This is a genomic window from Glaciecola sp. SC05 (genome assembly GCF_041380235.1).
Lineage (GTDB): Bacteria > Pseudomonadota > Gammaproteobacteria > Enterobacterales > Alteromonadaceae > Glaciecola.
The window spans coordinates 84970-104969 of sequence record NZ_JBGIYY010000008.1; the positions used below are offsets into that span (position 1 = coordinate 84970).

Annotated in this window: 19 protein-coding genes; 3 read left to right on the plus strand and 16 right to left on the minus strand. The window is 43.7% G+C overall.

Annotation, left to right across the window (positions count from 1 at the left end):
• Nucleotides 1–4 precede the first annotated feature (4 nt).
• The 4 genes from gspF to gspC form a co-directional block, all read right to left on the minus strand.
• Nucleotides 5–1222, minus strand: coding sequence for a type II secretion system inner membrane protein GspF (gene gspF, locus AB9H30_RS09070; RefSeq protein ID WP_371194345.1), 1218 nt, complete (start codon nucleotides 1220–1222; stop codon nucleotides 5–7).
• On the minus strand, nucleotides 1222–2730 hold the full coding sequence (gspE, locus tag AB9H30_RS09075) for a type II secretion system ATPase GspE (protein ID WP_371194456.1): 1509 nt from the start codon (nucleotides 2728–2730) through the stop codon (nucleotides 1222–1224). The genes gspF and gspE overlap by 1 nt, the downstream gene beginning before the upstream one ends.
• 89 nt (nucleotides 2731–2819) lie before the next feature.
• The gene (gene gspD / locus AB9H30_RS09080) at nucleotides 2820–4829 is read right to left on the minus strand and encodes a type II secretion system secretin GspD (RefSeq protein ID WP_371194457.1); all 2010 of its coding nucleotides are present in this window, start codon (nucleotides 4827–4829) and stop codon (nucleotides 2820–2822) included.
• Between the two features lie 59 nt (nucleotides 4830–4888).
• Nucleotides 4889–5848, minus strand: a complete 960-nt coding sequence (gene gspC, locus AB9H30_RS09085) for a type II secretion system protein GspC (protein WP_371194346.1) — start codon at nucleotides 5846–5848, stop codon at nucleotides 4889–4891.
• Between the two features lie 141 nt (nucleotides 5849–5989).
• Between gspC and hslR the strand changes: the two genes are divergently transcribed.
• Both hslR and hslO read left to right on the plus strand, forming a co-directional pair.
• The gene (hslR, locus tag AB9H30_RS09090) at nucleotides 5990–6427 is read left to right on the plus strand and encodes a ribosome-associated heat shock protein Hsp15 (RefSeq protein ID WP_371194347.1); all 438 of its coding nucleotides are present in this window, start codon (nucleotides 5990–5992) and stop codon (nucleotides 6425–6427) included.
• A 14-nt stretch (nucleotides 6428–6441) separates the two neighbouring features.
• On the plus strand, nucleotides 6442–7344 hold the full coding sequence (gene hslO / locus AB9H30_RS09095; protein ID WP_371194348.1) for an Hsp33 family molecular chaperone HslO: 903 nt from the start codon (nucleotides 6442–6444) through the stop codon (nucleotides 7342–7344).
• A gap of 156 nt (nucleotides 7345–7500) precedes the next feature.
• On the opposite strand, the gene envZ is transcribed toward hslO, so the two are convergent.
• From envZ to AB9H30_RS09110, 3 genes are all read right to left on the minus strand, one after another.
• A complete protein-coding gene (envZ, locus tag AB9H30_RS09100) occupies nucleotides 7501–8814 on the minus strand; it encodes a two-component system sensor histidine kinase EnvZ (RefSeq protein WP_371194349.1) in 1314 nt (437 codons plus the stop codon).
• Nucleotides 8815–8825: 11 nt separating this feature from the next.
• The gene (gene ompR / locus AB9H30_RS09105; RefSeq protein ID WP_371194350.1) at nucleotides 8826–9548 is read right to left on the minus strand and encodes a two-component system response regulator OmpR; all 723 of its coding nucleotides are present in this window, start codon (nucleotides 9546–9548) and stop codon (nucleotides 8826–8828) included.
• 92 nt (nucleotides 9549–9640) lie between these two features.
• Nucleotides 9641–10543 carry a phosphoribulokinase gene (locus AB9H30_RS09110; RefSeq protein ID WP_371194351.1) on the minus strand — a complete coding sequence of 301 codons (903 nt, stop codon included), beginning with the start codon at nucleotides 10541–10543 and terminating at the stop codon, nucleotides 9641–9643.
• An 826-nt stretch (nucleotides 10544–11369) separates the two neighbouring features.
• Between AB9H30_RS09110 and AB9H30_RS09115 the strand changes: the two genes are divergently transcribed.
• The gene (locus AB9H30_RS09115; RefSeq protein WP_371194352.1) at nucleotides 11370–11891 is read left to right on the plus strand and encodes a hypothetical protein; all 522 of its coding nucleotides are present in this window, start codon (nucleotides 11370–11372) and stop codon (nucleotides 11889–11891) included.
• Here the strand turns inward: AB9H30_RS09115 and purD are convergent.
• The 9 genes from purD to accB all read right to left on the minus strand — a co-directional run bounded on the left by purD (nucleotide 11888) and on the right by accB (nucleotide 19979).
• Nucleotides 11888–13177: a phosphoribosylamine--glycine ligase gene (gene purD, locus AB9H30_RS09120; RefSeq protein ID WP_371194353.1), complete on the minus strand. Its 1290-nt coding sequence runs from the start codon at nucleotides 13175–13177 to the stop codon at nucleotides 11888–11890. The two genes, AB9H30_RS09115 and purD, sit on opposite strands and share 4 nt — an antisense overlap.
• Nucleotides 13178–13198: 21 nt before the next feature.
• Nucleotides 13199–14803: a bifunctional phosphoribosylaminoimidazolecarboxamide formyltransferase/IMP cyclohydrolase gene (gene purH / locus AB9H30_RS09125; protein WP_371194354.1), complete on the minus strand. Its 1605-nt coding sequence runs from the start codon at nucleotides 14801–14803 to the stop codon at nucleotides 13199–13201.
• 188 nt (nucleotides 14804–14991) lie between these two features.
• Entirely contained in the window at nucleotides 14992–15285 is a 294-nt protein-coding gene (gene fis, locus AB9H30_RS09130; RefSeq protein ID WP_371194355.1) for a DNA-binding transcriptional regulator Fis, read from the minus strand.
• A 33-nt stretch (nucleotides 15286–15318) separates the two neighbouring features.
• Nucleotides 15319–16314: a tRNA dihydrouridine synthase DusB gene (gene dusB, locus AB9H30_RS09135; protein WP_371194458.1), complete on the minus strand. Its 996-nt coding sequence runs from the start codon at nucleotides 16312–16314 to the stop codon at nucleotides 15319–15321.
• A 129-nt stretch (nucleotides 16315–16443) separates the two neighbouring features.
• Complete coding sequence (prmA, locus tag AB9H30_RS09140; RefSeq protein WP_371194357.1) at nucleotides 16444–17328, minus strand: 50S ribosomal protein L11 methyltransferase; 885 nt, start codon at nucleotides 17326–17328, stop codon at nucleotides 16444–16446.
• A gap of 1 nt (nucleotide 17329) precedes the next feature.
• Nucleotides 17330–17509: a DUF6435 family protein gene (locus AB9H30_RS09145; protein WP_371194358.1), complete on the minus strand. Its 180-nt coding sequence runs from the start codon at nucleotides 17507–17509 to the stop codon at nucleotides 17330–17332.
• Between the two features lie 11 nt (nucleotides 17510–17520).
• Nucleotides 17521–17832, minus strand: coding sequence for a hypothetical protein (locus tag AB9H30_RS09150; RefSeq protein WP_371194359.1), 312 nt, complete (start codon nucleotides 17830–17832; stop codon nucleotides 17521–17523).
• A 329-nt stretch (nucleotides 17833–18161) separates the two neighbouring features.
• Entirely contained in the window at nucleotides 18162–19511 is a 1350-nt protein-coding gene (accC, locus tag AB9H30_RS09155; RefSeq protein WP_371194360.1) for an acetyl-CoA carboxylase biotin carboxylase subunit, read from the minus strand.
• A gap of 15 nt (nucleotides 19512–19526) precedes the next feature.
• Entirely contained in the window at nucleotides 19527–19979 is a 453-nt protein-coding gene (gene accB, locus AB9H30_RS09160) for an acetyl-CoA carboxylase biotin carboxyl carrier protein (RefSeq protein WP_371194361.1), read from the minus strand.
• Between the last annotated feature and the right edge of the window lie 21 nt (nucleotides 19980–20000).

A 20000-nucleotide genomic window follows, 5' to 3' on the forward strand; every position in this document is an offset into this window, starting at 1 on the left:
CTTATTAAGAGCCAACTAAATTGTTTAACGCCAAGATTGGCATTAATATCGCCATGACGATAAAGAGTACAATGGCTGCCATCGTAACGATGAGAGCCGGTTCAAATATTTTCAACGCGATATTGATAGTAGAAGCCAATTCGCGCTCTTGGTTGTCTGCTGCTCGTGCCAACATATTTTGCAATTCACCGGAGCGCTCTCCTGATGCAATCATGTGCATCATCATAGGTGGAAACACCTTAGTACTTTCGAGTGCGGCCCGTAAACTGCTACCTTCTTTGACTTTTTCTGCGGCTTCCTTTACCAAGTTTTTTAAATGTTTGTTTTCCAGCACATTACCCGCTATGCGCATGGATTCTAGTAATGGAACGGCACTTGCCGACAGTATGCTAAGAGTTTGAGCAAATCTGGCGGTATTAGTTCCCCTGACTAACTTGCCAATAACAGGCAAAAACAACAGCCGTTTATGCCACATCAGCTCCATACGGGGTGCCTGCAACATCCGATGAATTAGCAGTATAACGATGCCTAGTACGATAGCGGCAAAGATGCCGTAGTCTTGCAAGGCATCGCTAATATTAATTAAAATCCGCGTCATCAGAGGGAGCTCTTGACCCATGTTGTCAAATTGCTCAACGATGCTTGGCACAACGACGGTCAGCAACATGATTACTACACACAGCGCAACTACCATCATAACAATTGGATAGATCAAGGCCTGACTAATTTGGCTTGCGGTTTGCTGTCGTTTCTCTGTGTAGTCTGCTAGGCGACTGAGCACCGTGTCTAGATATCCTGAGCGCTCACCGGCGGCAACCATAGCCCGGTAAAGCGTGTCAAAGATTCGCGGAAAATCGCCAAGGGCCTTAGCAAGAGAATGCCCTTCTACTACCTTACTGCGAACTGCCATCATCATATTTTTATGACGAGGTTTTTCAGATTGCTCTGCTACCGCTAAAAGTGCTTCTTCAATAGGTAAGGCAGCTTCAATTAGCGTAGCCAACTGGCGGGTTAGAAGTGCTAGATCGCTACTGGATATTTTAGGAGCAAAAAACGATATTTTGCGATCGCTAACTTTCTGTTCGGCTACTTGCTCGACTTCGACCGGGATAAGAGATTTTTCTCGAAGCTGCTGGCGTATTTGTCTAGCGGTATCGCCCTCTAGTACGCCAGATTTATTTTTACCGCGCGCATCCAGCGCTTTATATGCAAACGCTGGCATTATTCTTCTCTAGTCACTCGCAAGACTTCCTCGAGCGAGGTTACGCCTTTGAGTACTTTATCGCAGCCATCTTGGCGAATCGATGGCGTGGTTTTGCGAATATACTTTTCGATGGCCTGCTCACCACGACCATCGTGCATCATCTCGCGCACTGTTTCATCAACAATTAGTTGCTCGTGGATACCGGTTCGGCCTCTGTAGCCGGAATAATTGCACTGCACGCATCCTTTGGGATTATAAATAATGGCGTCGGTTTGTTCATCGAGGCCAAGTACTTCGCGTTCACTAGCACTGGGTTTATGCGCTACTTTGCATTCAGGGCAAAGGGTGCGCACCAAGCGTTGAGAGAGCACTGAGAGCAGACTAGACGATAGTAAAAACGGTTCGATACCCATGTCTTCTAAGCGGGTAATGGCGCCTGCAGCAGTATTCGTATGTAGAGTCGATAATACTAAATGACCGGTTAAACTGGCCTGAACCGCTATTTGCGCGGTTTCTACATCCCGTATTTCGCCGACCATCACTACATCGGGATCCTGACGTAAAATCGCGCGTAGACCTCTTGCAAAGGTCATATCCACTTTCGGATTGACTTGTGTTTGGCCAATGCCCTCTAAGTCAAACTCAATCGGGTCTTCCACGGTCAGAATATTACGGTCCTTTGAATTAATTTCACTCAGTCCCGCATACAGGGTAGTACTTTTCCCAGACCCTGTGGGGCCTGTGACCAGCATAATACCGTGGGGTTTGCGGATTAAGCTTGAAAAGTGCTTTCTGTTTGCTAGCGTCATGCCCAAATCCTCAAGATTTAAACGTGCGTTATTTTTATCTAATAATCGCAATACGACTCGCTCGCCATGACTCGAGGGCATGGTTGATACACGCACATCTACTGCACGACCACCTATGCGCAGGCTGATACGCCCATCTTGAGGTACTCGTTTCTCGGCAATATCCATTTTGGACATAACCTTGATACGTGATACCAGCATCGAGGACATTTTGCGGTTAGGACGCAATATTTCGCGCAGCACGCCGTCTACTCTAAAACGCACTACAAGTTGATTTTCGAAAGTTTCGATATGAATATCGGATGCGCCTTCTTTAATTGCCTCACCGAGCATGGCGTTGATCAATTTAATAATGGGCGCATCGTCTTCATTGTCTAGCAGATCTTCGGTATCGGGCAGGTCCTCGGCTAAGGCAAATAAATCACTTTCATTGCCTAGGTCTTCCATTAATTGCTTAGCTTCAGAAGAATTACGTTGGAAGGAATCGGTTAGAATCTGTTCAAAACGATCTTCGGCTCGAATTTGCATTTGCAGCGGGCCGCCAACAAATCTGCGCACTTCTGCGATACTTTTAAGGCTAGTTTGCTCGGTGTAAATTAAAGTCACTGGTTCAGAGTCTAATCCGAGTAGCACTTTGTGGCGTTTCGCAAAACCAAAGGGCACCTGCAAACCGATAACTTCATCTTCATCCGGCATAAGCTCGGAGTTTGCAGCCATCTCTGCTTGCTGCAAATCATCACTTGCACTATCCAATAATGGTGCTCTGTCTAGGTCTCCATTTTGCAGATGCTTATCTTCTTGCATGCTCAATTTTCCAATTGATCTTTTTCGAGCAAATATTGTTCGAATGAAGGCGGCAGTGTGAGTTTATCGTCCCATGCGGGGATGCTTGGCCCCTCGGTATTGGGCATAAGTGGGATACCTTGAGATTGACGATTGAGTTGCTGAGCTCTGATAAAATTATATTTACGATGGCTGATTTCGTTCATGGTGACGCCATCTCGAACGATGGTTGGCCTTAAAAATACCATCAAGTTGCGCTTGCGCTTGCTCGTTGTGGTTGTTTTAAATAGGTGGCCGAGAAACGGAATGTCTCCCAGTAAGGGGACTTTTGAAACGCTTTCTTGGACGTCTTCATCAATTAAGCCGCCTAGCACTATGGTGCCACCATCGTCTACGATAACCGTGGTTTTGATTTCACGTTTATTAATCGAGATATCCACAGCGGTTGCACCACTAACGCTAGATACTTCTTGCTCGATGGTTAGCTGAACGGCATCACCTTCATTAATTTGCGGCGTAACTTTTAGCTTTATACCTACTTCTTGACGATCAACCGTTTGAAATGGGTTGGAGTTATTTGCACCGGTGCTCGCTCCGGTAATAATAGGCACTTCTTGACCGACGATAAAAAAAGCTTCTTCGTTATCTAAAGTGGTTAAATGAGGTGTCGCTAAAATATTCGAATTGGTGTCGTTGCTGACTGCTTGCACAACGGCACCCCAGCCATTTTCAATGACACCTGCAATCAAACCATTTGCACCACCTAATAATTGTGCAAGAGGTGTCAGATTGCCTTCGATAGTTTCATTAGTCTGAACTGGAACACCATTAGCCGAGGTGGTGGTCCTTGTAACGGTGCGGTCCTCGGCTTCTCGCAATGCAACACCCAAAGTACCTACTGGAATGACGCCATTGCTGAATTGAGTTCCGCCGCCGTCTTCAGATACCCATTGCACACCAAGGGTTACGCCATCACCTTCAAACACTTCAACAATAATTGCCTCAACCTGCACCTGAGCTCGGCGCACGTCTAATTGGCGAATAACGTCTTCGAGTGAGCGCATCATGTCGGGTTCTGCTGTGATTACTAAAGAGTTGCTATCTTGATGAAAATCGATACTGACATCGCGGTTGTTCGACGTGCTTCTGCGAGCCTGTTGAGCAGTGGGCTGACCCTCTGATTGAATCGATGCACTGACACCTTGTAGCACTTTAACTAGGTCTTCAGCTTTTGCATAATTTAAGAATATAACACGAGTGTTACCGCTACTTTCAAGCTCTTCATCCATACGTCGTATTAGGTTGATGAGGCGCTGGCGGGCTTTTATATCACCACTGACAATAATGCTGTTGGTGCGATCATCTGCTACTACGCGAGGTGTCGATTTACCTCCGGCCGCTTGGTTGCCCGCTGTATTATTTATACTATCTATGATGCGAACCATTTCTGATGCTGAGGCATATTTAAGTTTGATAACTTCGACTTCTTCATCGCCTGCTCGGTCTACGCGCTCAATGATTTCAACTAAGCGATTTACCACTGCTGCTCTGCCGGTGAGCATCATCACATTGGAAGGGTCGTGGCTGACGACGTTGCCGCCGCCTTGCTGGTCATTCAATTGACGAAGAATTGGCGCAAGCTCTCGCACGGGCACATTGTAAACCGGCATGACTCGCGTGATCATTTCATCACCGTTAAATGGCGTGCCTTCTACAACAGGAATGTTGGATGATTTTGCATCTTTTGAACGAACGACCTTTAAAATGCCGTTTGGCATTTCAACCACTGCAAAATCATAAACTTGCAATACGTTTAAAAAGAATTGGTAGTACTGCTCCTCATTGAGCAAATCGTAGCTGCGAACACTAATTTTGCCACGCACATTTGGATCAACGATGATTGTTCGTTTTAGGTTTTTACCGACGATATTGATAAATTCAGTGATTTCTGTGTCTTTAAAGTTAGGCTGATATTCTGCGGCATAAGCAACGCTACCTAGCACGAAGCTTACAACCATGCTGATGCACAGCATTAGCTTCTGGCATTTTTTCATGCGCATAAATACTCTCATAACCATACTACCTTCATTATCTAATCCCTTGGAATATCTAAATTTAATGAGACGACTTGGTCGTTTCTCAAGACTTCAAAATCTAAACTTTGCGCTTCATTTATCAGAGCCGCTGCTTCGAGTGCTTGGGACGTGTCTGATAAATCATAACCATTCATTTCAATCACTATATCACCATCTTGCAATCCAACCTCTCTAAATAAGGTTGGATCTTTGCCAGGTGAGACCCGAAATCCGATAGGTGTACCATCGCGCATGTGCGGCGTTAAACGAATAAAGTCAGCAAAACTTGCGGGCTCTTCTTTAAGTCTTCGCTGAATACTAACCACATCTACAGTTGGCTGAGGTGCTGCAGAGCTGCGGCTTTGTCTATTTGGACCTTGAACCTTCGCTTGAGCACTCGCGTTTTGAGCCGTGATGGGTTCGTTCTGTTCGCGAAGGCGATTAGCCTCCTCAAAGTCTACGCCGTCTAGCATCAATGTTTCTCGCGTGACCCTATTTTTTATGATCACGCGGTCGCTGTATATTTCGTCGAGTGTGACTTGTGTACCTTCGATTTTGTCACCAATGCCGTAAGTACTCTGACTATTCCTATATTCGATAACCGCGGCACCGACGTTTGGGTCCGAGCTAGCTACGACGCCAGATAATGAAATGTTCAGTTTAGTTTCTGGAGCATCGGTGACATCTTGCTGGACGACTTCTTGAGGTTTTGCCGCCGCATCGCCGAATAAATTTAGCGCAAGTAATTTATTGAGGTTGGTTTTGTTATCTGTTGGCCTCACATCTACGCTTAGGGCTTGCGCGGAGGCATTGGAAACACCGTTTGATTCTGGCGTTGGCATCAGTTGCCAAGTGAGCTTTGCTGCAAAGGCGATTAAATATAAGGCAAGCAAAACAACTACAGCCAAAATGATTTTTTTATCATTTTCCTGATAGAATCGTGAAAGTGGCGCGAAATTTAGCTTTTCAATTGTCATTGCGTCTCGGTTAATGATTGATACAGCCCATTAAGTCCCTAATCATATCTAGTGTGGACCCGATGAACAATAGCCATCGACCGATGTGATAAAAATTTAACAGTATATTGACAACTAATTAGAGAAAAAGTGCACAAAACTATGCAAAAACCCAATCTCAAGCAACAAAAGCGAGGACACCCAAAATCTGAGGCAGATAGCGCCGACGCCGTGCGCTTTGATAAATGGATTTGGGCTGCTCGGTTTTCGAAAACACGCGCTATCGCTAGAGAGATGATTCAAGCGGGTAAAATCACCTATAATAATCAGCGCACAAAGCCAAGCCGAGCGGTTGATTTAGGCGCGACTGTGAAAGTCCCTGTAGGTTTTGATGTAAAAACGGTTATCGTGGCTCAAGTTATAGATAAGCGCCAATCGGCAAGTCTTGCGCAATTAATGTATGTGGAAACTAAAGATAGTATTGAGCTTCGCTTACGCAATGCGGAAGCGCGCAAACTAAGCGTATTTCATAGCCCTCGGCCCGATAGCAGACCTGATAAAAAACAACGCAGACAAATCATTAAATTCAAGCTTCAATAAAAGGTAAAACATTTATGAGTGACAAGCTAACTCGGTTTCTATTTGAAAACCGTGCGTTGAGAGGCGAGATTGTGCAGCTAGAGGAGAGTTATCAAGCTGTGCTCGACTCCTACAAATATCCAGAGCCTATTGCTCGCCTGCTTGGTGAGTTAATGACGGCCGCTAGTTTGTTAACCGCAACCTTGAAGTTTAAGGGCGAGGTAGCCCTTCAAATCCACAGTGACGGTATAGTGAAATACGCGGTGATCAATGGTACACATGACCAGAAGCTTCGCGGTGTGGCAAGGTGGGATGAAAGTATCACTGATTTACCAACGACTTTTAGCGAACTATTCACAAAAGGAGTATTGGCAATTACCTTGGCGCCTGAAGACAAGGAGCGTTACCAAGGAGTGGTTGCGCTTGACAAAGATAGCTTGGCGGAGTGTTTGGAAAACTACTTTCTTCAATCTGAGCAATTGCTAACCAAGGTCTATTTGGCGACCGAAATTTCTGAAAAAGGCAGCGCGGCCGGTATGCTTTTGCAAATTGTACCTGAGACCAGTGAGACTTATCAGGTAAGTGAAAACAAGGATTTTGAGCACTTATCGATGCTGGCCAATACGACAAAGTCGGAAGAGCTTTTAGGCTTGCCGCCTGAGGTGCTAATACATCGCTTATTTCATGAAGAGGACATTCGATTGTTCGAACCTCAATCGGTTAAGTTTGAATGTGACTGTTCAAAGGCACGCAGTGCGCATGCTCTTCAAAATGTGTCCAAAGTTGAATTGCTTAATATTATAAAAGAAGATGGAAGCTTAAAAATGAACTGCCAATTTTGTCATCAAGAATACGCATTCGATGCAATTGATATTGAGAATATTCATGCTGACAATTTTAGTACATTTGATGTGAAAGCGGGGACACTCAAACATTAGAATGAGGTAATTTGAGAATGTTTGAAGGATATCTTGATTAAAAAGGATCTTGAGGACACCCAAAAAGGATCTTGAGGACACCCAAATATCTGGTGGTACAGGTAAAGAGGGATACAAGTGTTTGGGTGTCCTCCTTGCAAACTGATTTTAAAAAAGTCACTTTTTCTTTGTTGGTTTATAGTGAAGTCTAAGGTTAAACCCAGCAACTAAACCACCATCAGGATGATTGTAAAAGAGCATTTCTCCGCCATGGCTCTCTATTATTCGTTTTGTTATTGCCAGCCCTAGACCTGAGCCTTGACTGCCTCTTGCTCTATCTCCTTGGGCGAATGGATTGAAGAGTTTTGAGATTTGGGTGTCCTCGATTCCTTGTCCGAAATCCCGCACGCCACAAAATACGCACTCTTCTTTGATTTTATATTGAGTCATAATCTCAATGTTTTGACTGCCATATCTAAAAGCATTTTCGATTAAGTTTTCAAGTACTCTTTTTATCCCAACAATTCGTAATTTTAAGAATGGTAATTCTTGAAGTTTAAGTGATATTTGATGGGTGTCTTCAATTCGTCTTGCTAGAACCAATTCTTTGATAAGCTCATTAATATCTTTCATTTCAAAGCTTTCTTGCTGGTCTTGCCGAGCGTAATCTATGAACTGATTGATGATTTCGTTCATGTCTTCGATGTCATGCTCAATCCCTTGCTTTACCCAATCTTGCTCTTCGGGAAGCATTTCACTTGCCAACCTAATGCGAGTTAAAGGCGTGCGCAAGTCGTGGGAGATGCCAGCAGTCATCAACACGCGATCGCTCTCAAGCTGCCTGATATTTAAAGACATTCTATTGAAAGCACTGATAACCGAAATGATTTCTGTACTTCCTTTTAAGGGAAGTGGTTCGGGATATTGCCCTCGACCAACCTGTTTAGCCGCTTGCTGAAGAGCTTGCAGGGGTCTATTTAAACGCCGTACGAATAACCATCCACCAAGGACACTCAATCCACCAATCACAATAAAATACATTGTTAGAGGCGATAACTCGTCCTCTCCGATGCCCACTAAAGGGATTGACAGCCAAATATTTGGATATTTTTGTGGCCTTATCCAAACAATATAATCTTTTCCCGTTTTTATCCTAATTTCAGTTTCGGCACCCAATTGCTCACTCACACTTTTTGCCATAAAATCATAGTAAGTTGCGTTACTCAAACCCGCATGCATTGCGCTTGTTTGATTGTGGAATGTAATGCCGGTTAGATCTTGTAACTGACGTTTTTCGCTTGCAGAAAGTGTATCGACCTCGCTCAAGAATAGAGTTGAAACTTGGTTTGCAACCAAAGTGTTGATTTGGGTATAGCTAGGACTTATAAAGTAGTGAGCAATGGACACATAAGAAACAACTTGATTCACTAATAACAGCAAGCCAATCAAGATTACCGTTTGTGAAAATGTGCTTTTAGGAAAAAACGTCATTGTGGTTGGCTTTATGCATTTTCACCATCGGGCACAAACACATAACCCAGCCCCCAAACTGTTTGAATATAACGAGGATTAGTTGGATCGACCTCTAGCATTCGTCGCAAACGTGAAACTTGAACATCAATGCTACGCTCCATGGCACTATAATCACGACCTCGGGCTAAATTCATCAGCTTGTCTCTTGATAACGGCTCTCTGGGGTGGGTGACAAGCGATTTTAATACAGCAAATTCACCACTGGTGAGAGGCATAGCTTTGCCGTCTGCTGTCATTTCACGAGTAGCAAGGTTTAGCTTGAATGAGCCAAATGATACAAGTTGCTGGGCTTGAGATGGTGCACCGGGTGCTTCATTTGTTTTTCGTCTCAGTACAGCTTTAGCTCTAGCCAATAGTTCTCTGGGGTTGAATGGTTTTGGTAAATAATCATCGGCACCCATTTCGAGACCAATTATACGGTCAACTTCATCGCCTTTTGCTGTAAGCATGATGATGGGAATTTCATTTTTTTGTTGACGCAGACGCCTGCAAATAGAGAGACCATCTTCATCTGGAAGCATCAAATCTAAAACCATCAGATGAAAATTTTCTCGCTCGAGCAAGCGATCCATTTGTTCGGAATTTCCAGCGCTTCTGACTTGATAACCTTGCTCTACTAAATAGCGTTCGAGTAATGCACGAAGTCGCATATCATCATCAACAACCAAAATTTTTGTCGTTTCTTGTCTCATAGAGCGTCCGTGTTTATCTGCTTACAAAAATATACATGATCAAAGAGACACAGCCAACAAAGCATCTGTTTCATATTGTTACAACATGTAACCTATTGTTGAGCCACCCAATCGACTTGATAGCCAGCTCGTCGTTTTTTATCAATCAATTCCTCAATCAAAGGCGTGAGGATTAACTCCATTGCTAAGCCCATTTTACCGCCAGGCACTACGATGGTATTTACACGTGACATGAACGCACCATCAATCATTTGTAGAAGATAAGTGAAGTTTACATTTTTCATTTCTCTGCGAAACCTCACAACCACGAAGCTTTCATCCTGCGATGGTATTTCACGAGCACTAAAAGGGTTTGAAGTATCTACAGTAGGCACTCGCTGAAAATTAATATGGGTACGGGAAAACTGCGGTGTGATGTAGTGAAAGTAATCATCGAGGCTTCTTACGATACTGCTCATTACAGCATCACGGCTATGTCCGCGATCGGTAGTGTCGCGTACAATTTTTTGAATCCACTCTAAGTTGACAATAGGTACCATGCCGACGAGTAAGTCAACATAGGATGCTACATCAGTTTCTTCTGTCCTGACTCCGCCATGCAAGCCTTCATAAAATAGTAAGTCAGTATTTTCAGATAGATCTTGCCACGGTGTAAACGTACCGGGCATTTGATTAAATGGCACGGCTTCATCAAATGTGTGTAAATACTGGCGAAACTGCCCATTGCCCGCTTCACCATACTGTTTAAAGAGTGCTTCTAATAGCTCAAAGTCATTTGCTTTAGGACCAAAGTAGCTAATGTGTTTGCCTTGTTCTTGCGCTTTGCGAATCTCAACTTCCATTTCTGGCCGAGTAAAGCGATGAAAACTATCTCCGCCAACCGTAGCTGCATTAATCTCGAGGTTCCGAAATATATGACGAATGGCGTTCGTGGTGGTCGTAGTCCCGGCGCCTGAACTACCGGTAATTGCGATAATGGGGTGTTTTACTGACATAACCAATCAAATTGTTGAGGGTTACTCATTTATATGCAAGTGCATAAGCAGGGTCAAGGTCTTTTTTGTTTTTGAGAATGGGATTATAGGAATTTCGTGGTTATAGACAACTTTAAATTAAGGGGAGGAGTAACGAGAGGACACTCAAAGATCGGAGAGAGGACATCCAAATAGAATGAGCTGAGGAAACCTTTATTCATGATTATCAATTCAGCAGTGCAAAAGAATACTCTCAAATAAAAAAGGGCCCCAAAACGCTCAATAAAGGCTAGATGTTTTTTCAGCGCTATTGTAACTGGTATGAAGTGGTCAAGGTATTTTGGCCGCGGGTTTGTCATATTATCAAAACAATACCCAAATACAGTTACCTCAGCAATTAGAATTCGCTACTTTATGAAATATGACTTATCCAAGAAATAAAATTATCAATCTACAACAAACGCAGTATTACCATTGTGTATCTCGCTGCGTAAGGCGTTCATACTTATGCGGGAAAGACCGCTTTACAGGACGAAACTACGAGCACCGTAGAGCGTGGGTGGAAAATAGGCTGCTCCTATTGGCAGAGGTTTTCTCGATTGATGTCTATGCTTATGCAGTAATGCATAACCATACTCATTTAGTGCTATATGTTGACCAAACAGACAACGTGACAGCCAGTGATCTTCAGATTTTGCAGCGGTGGGGGCGAGTTCGAAAGCTAGATGAAGCATGCATGAAGTTTCTTGACCCCAATGTTTGCAATGAATTGACTGAGTTTGAGTTGAGATATGTTGCCAATAGGATAAGAATAATTAGATCGCGGTTAGCCAGCATTAGTTGGTTTATGAGCTTGCTCAATCAATATATAGCCAGAAAGGCCAATAAAGAAGATGACTGTACAGGCCGTTTTTGGGAAGGCCGTTTCAAGTCGCAAGCCTTACTAACCGAAAAAGCAGTTTTAGCTTGCATGTCTTACGTTGATTTGAATCCAATTAGGGCCGGTATTGCCAGAGACCTGCAAGGATCAAAATACACGAGCATTCGTCGAAGATTAAAATCTGCAGATGTAGCAAAAGGAGACAAATTAACGCCTTTCAACCGAAAGCGTGTGAGCCTTGAAAAAACGTTTTTGTGCACGCTGCGCTTGTCTGACTATGTCAAACAATTGGTCGTTATTGTTAAGCAAAATAATTCCCAGAGTAGTCAAATTATTAAAATGGGTTCTCTGCGACTTAATCAAACATGGGTCGTACATTCAACGCATTTTGAAAAATCATTTGGTTATGCTGCAGGTAGCCAGACTAAAATTGATGAATATAGGAAATTAGTCCGAAATAGTATTATTTCACCCAAATTACTTAACTAGCTAGTTTGCTCACGAGCTACGGCTCGATAGGCAATGTCTTTTCTATAAAACATTTCATCCCAGCTTATTATTGAAGCAATTTCATAGGCTCTTTTTTGTGCTTCTGATACTGAGTTACCTAAGGCAGTTGCACATAATACTCTTCCGCCTGAAGTAACAACATTACCTTTATCAAAAGATGTTCCAGCATGAAAAACCTTGCCTAACGACTCTGGCACTGCATCCAACCCTGAGATTACCTTGCCTTTACCATATCCATAAGGGTATCCACCAGCGGCCAAGACAACACCCACTGCTGCTCTGGGATCAAATTCTATAGTTGCCTCGTTTAATTTACCTTCGCAGGCGAGGACACACAAACTAACTAGATCTGACTTCAATCTCATCATTATCGGCTGGGTTTCTGGGTCACCAAATCGGCAGTTGTATTCAATAACTTTTGGGTGTCCATCGTCGTTTATCATTAAACCAGCATACAAGAAGCCTTTAAAAGGCGCGCCGTCTTTTGCCATTCCTATGACAGTAGGTTTGATAATTTCCTCCATCACCCTTTCGTGGACATCAGAGGTAACTACTGGAGCGGGGGAGTACGCACCCATGCCACCGGTGTTAGGGCCTTTGTCTCCGTCAAATGCTCGTTTATGATCTTGGCTGGTTGCAAATGGTAAAATGTTTTTGCCATCTACCATAACAATAAAACTGGCCTCTTCACCTTCGAGAAATTCTTCTATTACAACTCTACTGCCAGCATTTCCAAATTTATTACCCGAAAGCATATCTTCTACTGCATCAATTGCAGTTTGCTCATCGAATGCGACAATCACACCTTTGCCTGCTGCGAGACCATCTGCTTTTACAACAATTGGGGCACCTTTCTGCTTGATGTAGGAAATAGCGTTTTGGGTGTCCTCAAACGTGCAATATTCACCGCTTGGAATATGATGTTTTTTCAAAAAATCTTTTGTAAATGCCTTGGATCCTTCAAGTTGCGCAGCTTTTTGAGATGGACCGAACGCCATCAAGTTATTTGCTTCAAATAAATCCACAATACCAGCTACCAAGGGAGTCTCAGGTCCGACAATTGTTAAATCTATTTTTTCATTTAGAGCAAATTCTAACAAGCCTGAATTGTCATCGCTGGAAATTTCTATGTTTGTTAAAAGGGGTTCCATTTGCGTTCCAGCATTGCCAGGTGCAACAAAAACCTGAGTCACTTGAGGTGATAGCGAAGCTTTATGTGCTAGGGCATGCTCTCTGCCGCCACTTCCGATAACGAGTACTTTCATCTTATTGGGTGTCCTCAAGAACTAGTGTTTGAAATGGCGCATGCCAGTGAATACCATCGCAATATCATTTTCATCCGCAGCGGCGATAACCTCTTCATCACGCATCGAACCGCCGGGCTGAATAATTGCAGTAATTCCTGCGCTTGCTGCAGCGTCTATGCCATCCCTGAATGGGAAAAAAGCGTCTGATGCCATTACGCATCCCTCCACTTGCAAGTTTTCGTCAGCAGCTTTAATTCCGGCGACCTTTGCGGAGTAAACACGACTCATTTGTCCGGCACCCACGCCAATTGTTTGCCCGGCTTTGCTGTAAACAATAGCGTTTGATTTGACGTATTTAGCGACTTTCCAGGTGAACAACAAGTCTTTCAGTTCAGAAGCGTTGGGTGTCCTCTTCGAAACAACTTTTAGATCAGCTTCGTCAATCATGCCAAAATCTCGCTCTTGCACCAGCATCCCGCCGTTCACGCGCTTAAAATCATGACCTTCGGTAAGTTGACCTTGCCAATCGCCGCATTCTAAAAGTCGGACGTTTTGCTTTTGCGCTACTACATCTTTTGCGGCATCGCTTATCTTTGGAGCGATAATGACTTCAACAAACTGTCGAGAAACAATTTTTTCAGCCGTTTGCGCATCAAGTTCACGATTAAATGCAATAATGCCGCCAAAAGCCGACGTTGGATCCGTTCTATAGGCTAGCTCATAGGCATCGCCAATTGAGTCACTGATGGCGACGCCACAGGGGTTTGCGTGCTTTACAATTACGCATGCGGGCTCTTCAAATTCTTTGACGCATTCAAGGGCAGCATCAGTATCTGCAATATTATTAAAAGACAATTCCTTACCTTGTATCTGAATAGCACTAGCAACTGAAGCTTCTTGAATGTCATGCTCAACATAGAAAGCAGCACTCTGGTGGCTATTCTCACCATATCGGAGTTCTTGTTTTTTCTTCATTTGCAGATTAAGTGTGCGTGGGAACAAACTATGCTTTAATTCACATGCCTCATCGCAATTGTGTTCCACATTACTAAGCTGTTTGCCCAAATAATCTGCAATCATTCCCTCATACTGGGCTGTGTGCTCAAAGGCTTTTACTGCAAAATCAAATCGGCGCTTATACGAAACAGAGTTTTCATTATCAGCTAATTCAGCAGCGACTGCCTGATAGTCATTTGGATCTACAATTATCAACACATCTTTATGGTTTTTAGCCGCTGCTCGCACCATTGTTGGGCCACCAATATCGATATTTTCAATTGCATCTTCTAAGGTACAATCATCTCTAGCAACCGTAGCCGCGAAGGGGTAAAGATTGACTACAACTAAGTCAATCGGTGCGATCTCATGTTTTTCCATAATTCGCGCATCAATATCTCGTCGACCTAAAATGCCACCGTGCACTTTTGGATGCAAAGTTTTCACTCTGCCATCCATTATTTCTGGATGACCCGTATGTTCGCTTACGTCTTTGACTTGCAAACCTGCTTGTCTAAGAAGGCTTGCTGTGCCGCCAGTGGATAATATTTCAACGCCGCTGTTAGCCAGAGTTTGAGCGAATTCTACGATACCAGTTTTATCAGAAACGCTTAATAATGCGCGTTGAATAGAGGTGTGTTGGTGCATGACTTTCTCTGTAGCTAATTGGGTAAAAAGTTTGGGTGTCCCCGAATCAGTTGTATGAGTTTGTGGATGCCACAAAGGCCCATCCGCTTACATTCAGAATTCGTTAGTTTGGGTGTCCCCGCTTGGGGAGGCATGATAACAAAAAAGAGCGCAATAATGCGCTCTTTTTGTACTCAAATATCAAGATATCAGCCTAAGCCATATTGCTTTAACTTTTTGCGAAGCGTACCGCGGTTAATACCCATAAGATTTGCTGCTCGAGTTTGGTTACCACGAGTATAGGTCATGACTTCTTCTAACAAAGGAGCTTCAATTTCGGCTAACACCAATTCATATAAATTATCTATGTCTTGGTTATTTAGTTCTTTCAGATACTTATTAACCGCTTGCTTTACAGATGAGCGCAAGGGCTTTTGTGCCTGAGATTGTGATGGTGTAGTTACGGTGGTGGTAAACGCTGATGTTAGATTTTGATCAAACATATTTTCTACTGCTCTCTTATTTAATGCTTAACGCTAGGCAACATGAGTCAGGTCTTGTGACCGTTCATGCAACGATGAAAAATAATCGGTTAATACAGATAGCTGCTCATTGGCATCCTCTATCGCATTAAACGTCCGACGAAACCCCCTTGTTTCGTCATGGGCAGTGACATACCAACCCACATGCTTACGCGCTATCCTGACGCCTGAAAACTCTCCGTAGAGATCATAAAGACCCTGCATGTGCGTCAATAGCACTTCGCTCTGTTCTGTCACACTGGGCTTCGCTAAGGTTTCGCCGGTTTCTAAGAAATATTGAATTTGCTTAAAAATCCAAGGATTGCCCTGTGCTGCTCTACCAATCATGATCCCATCAGCCTGAGTGTAAGCCAGAACTTGCTGTGCCTCATACTCGTTAGTAATATCCCCGTTAGCAATCACAGGAATATCGACAGACTGTTTAATGGCTTTTATTGTGTCGTATTCAATCCGACCTTTAAACATACAACTACGTGTACGACCATGAACGGCTAGTGACTGAACACCACTGCTTTGCGCAATCTGCGCAATTTCAATGCCGTTTTTATTGTCAACATCCCAACCCGTACGAATTTTCAACGTAACGGGCACTTCTACTGCATTAACCACCGCATTCAATATGCGGGCGACTAAAGCAGGGTCTTGCAACAATGCTGAACCAGCCAATTTTTTATTGACCTTTTTCGCTGGGCATCCCATGTTGATATCGATAATTTGTGCACCATTTTGCACATTAAGCTGAGCCGCTTGAGCCATAAGCTCTGGTTCGCTTCCCGCAATTTGCACGGAACGAATACCAGACTCGCCCTCGTGGTTCATGCGGTTCATCGATTTCTCGGTTTGCCATACTCTAGGATTACTCGACAGCATCTCTGATACTGCTAAGCCGGCTCCCATTTTTCTGCACAGTTCCCGAAAGGGGCGGTCAGTAATACCGGCCATTGGCGCAAGTATCAAATTGTTCGATAATCTGTGTGGACCTATCTGCAATTGACGCATGTTTAATGTACCGCTTTTGACGACCCTTCTTTAGGGCGGCGTATACTACTTTTTTTTGACGCACTTGAAAAGGTTATTTTTTAAACAAATTAGACAAAAAACTGCTTGACTATTTTACTTTCAAGAGCTGATGCGACGTCCGACCAGTCTGACCCATTCGCCTTCACAAACTACTTCTTCAAAGTCAAAGTCGGCTTGGTACTTACTAACTACTTCGCTAACTTGAGAGACTAAGATGCCTGACATAACCAGGTTGCCGCCTGTCTTACAATAATCTGTTATAACTCTGTGAAGTGCTTTTAGGGGAGCCGCTAGTATATTTGCTAATACAAGGTCTACCGATGCTTTTGGTTGATGTTCGGGTAGATATAATTTGAGCTTGCTGTCTACCTCGTTGTTTTGTGCATTTTGCTTACTCGCCAGTAGCGCCTGAGGATCGATATCAATACCAATAACGTTTTTAGCGCCTAATTTCAAAGCGGCCACTGCCAGTATTCCGCTGCCGCAACCAAAATCAACGATGTCTTTATTTTCGAGTTGTTGTGAATCTAGCCAACGCAGGCAAAGGGATGTAGTGGGATGGGTGCCCGTGCCAAACGCCAAGCCTGGGTCCAATTTGACGTTGATTGCCAGTGGATCAGGCGCATCTCTCCAGCTAGGACATATCCACAGACGTTTTCCAAACTGCATGGGATGAAAGTTCACCATCCACTCGCGTTCCCATTCTTTGTCTTCGAGCTGGTCTAATGCGTAGTTGAACGTGGTTTTGAACAACGGCAATGATGACAGCGTTGCAATAACCTCCGACAAATCAAAATCCGCATCATATAGGCCAATAACTTGTGTATCAGGCCATAATAAAACTTCACCTGGCTTTGGCTCGTAAACAGGTGTGTCTTTTGCATCAATAAAGCTTACTGCTTGAGCTTCAAGTTCACTTAGTAAATCACCTATTGCCTCGGCATCAGCGGCTTTTACATTTATTTTTATTTGTTGCCAAGGCACCTTATTTCTCTTGTTCTTTTTTTAGTGCTTCAATTTGCGCCCATAATGCTTCTGCTTCAGCAGTGAGCATAGAGTATGTTTTTATGTCGCCTTTGCGTTGCGCAAGCATGGCTTGTTCGAGTTTAATGTCGTAAGTCTTTCTTAGTTTTTTGCTTGGATCTGATTTAAATATCCCGAACATAATGGAGCCTCTTATATTTTCAGTAATTGATTAACAAAGGATTTGAATGGAGTAGTCATTACTGTCACAGCGTCGGAATTGTTCACCTTATCTGCGGTTTTTATTACATCGTACAAACGATTAAAGTGAGGATTGTCACCTTGTTCCAAGTTTACCATAATGTTTGCTAAGTTATGATGCTCGTCGCGGCGCTGCAATGCAATCAGCTCTGGTTTAATGTAGGCTTTCCACTCAGCAAGGTAGCTATCCTGTAGTCGCTCCGGAAAGTATTGCAAGTCTAGGATATCGCGTTCTAAGTTCACGATATCATTGGGCTTATCCAAAGCGTATCTTAGTAAAAAAAGTTGTATAAAATCGCAGTCATTCACATCAATCATCACTATCCACTCAAGCTAGTTAGGTTAATAGATTTTATATCTATTCTGTCCTACATTTAGATTTTATTTGAAAATTTAAAGTTGAGCCGCGAGTGTAAACTTTTGGGTGTCCTCAAAACACTCCTCAAAACACTCAAAATAGCTAGAGACAGGAGTTTGGGTGTCCTCAGAAAAACCTGCTATAGGAAAAAGTTTGGGTGTCCTCAAAAAAACCTCAAAAAAAACCAGCGCTGGGCTGGTTTTTTTGGGTGGGTGAAAATACAAAAAGAGGAGGGTTAAGTCTTTTCGTTTTCTAGCTTTTTTTCTAGGTAGTGGATGTTGGTGCCACCATTGAAGAAGTTTTCGTCCTGCAAAATACGTTGCTGCAATGGGATATTGGTTTTAATACCGTCTACCACCAGTTCATTGAGCGCATGACGCATTCTTGTAATCGCTTCTTCGCGGCTATCACCGTAAGTAATTAGCTTACCAATCATCGAATCGTAGTAGGGCGGAACCGTGTAGCCAGAATAAATATGGGATTCCCAACGCACGCCTAGGCCACCGGGTGCATGAAACATATTAATTTTGCCTGGACTAGGTATAAAGGTGTTTGGATCCTCGGCATTGATACGACATTCAATGGCGTGGCCATGCACCCTAACTTGCTCTTGTGAAATCGATAATGGTTGGCCAGCTGCAATGCGCAATTGCTCTTTGATTAAGTCTACCCCGGTCACCATTTCCGTAACCGGATGTTCCACCTGAATTCGCGTGTTCATTTCAATGAAATAAAATTCGCCGTTTTCATACAGGAACTCAAAGGTGCCGGCGCCGCGGTAATTAATTTCTATGCACGCGCGGCGGCATCGCTCACCGATTTTGTCACGCATTTGCTGAGAAATACCTGGCGCAGGTGCTTCTTCGACGACTTTTTGATGACGACGCTGCATAGAGCAGTCTCGCTCACCTAAATGAATCGCGTTACCTTGTCCGTCGGCCAATACTTGAATTTCAACATGACGGGGATTTTCAAGGAATTTTTCCATGTAAACTACGTCATTGTTAAAGGCCGCACCAGCTTCTTGTTTGGTCGCGCTAATTGCATTTTCGAGTTCATCTTCACTGCGCACAACGCGCATACCTCGACCACCGCCACCGCCTGCTGCTTTGACGATCATCGGGTATCCGATGCGTTTGGCAATGGTCCGATTTTTTTCCATATCATCGCCGAGCGGTCCATCTGATCCAGGGACACATGGCACGCCCGCTTTTCGCATAGCGGCGATGGCTGACACTTTGTCACCCATTAAATTAATCGTCGCTGCGGTAGGACCGATAAACACAAATCCGCTTTTTTCCACTGCTTCTGCAAAATCTGCGTTTTCAGATAAGAAACCATAGCCAGGATGTATCGCAATTGAGTTAGTCACTTCAGCCGCTGCAATGATGCGCGGTATGTTTAAGTAACTCTCAGACGCGGGTGCCTTACCAATACAAATTGATTCATCGGCTAACAAAACGTGTTTAAGGTTTCGGTCAGCGGTAGAATGCGCTGCCACTGTCTTAATACCAAGCTCTTTACAAGCGCGCAGTATTCTCAGGGCAATTTCGCCGCGATTGGCGATAAGCACTTTATCTAACATAACAATGCCCTTTTTTTATTCAATAACAAATAACGGCTGGTCAAATTCAATGGCTTCTTGATTACCGACTAAGATCTCTCTCACCACGCCTTCAACTTCTGCTTCGATTTGGTTCATCATTTTCATGGCTTCAACAATGCACAATACATCACCTTTTTTAACCGTTTGGCCAACTTCTACAAAGGCTTTTGACTCAGGAGAAGAGGAACGATAGAAAGTACCAACCATTGGCGACGTAACCACATGCCCAGAAATGGCTGGTGCTTCGACAGCCGCTGGAGCGGGTGCAGCCGCAGGAGCAGCCTGCATAGGAGCAGCATGCATTTGTTGCTGAGGCATATATTGAACAGATTGCGCAGTAGCGCCGCGATGAATACGAACCGACTCTTCACCTTCCGTAATTTCTAATTCTGCTATCCCTGATTCTTCAACCAATTCGATAAGCTTCTTAATTTTTCTAATATCCATGTTGTCGCCCTATTCTTTGTT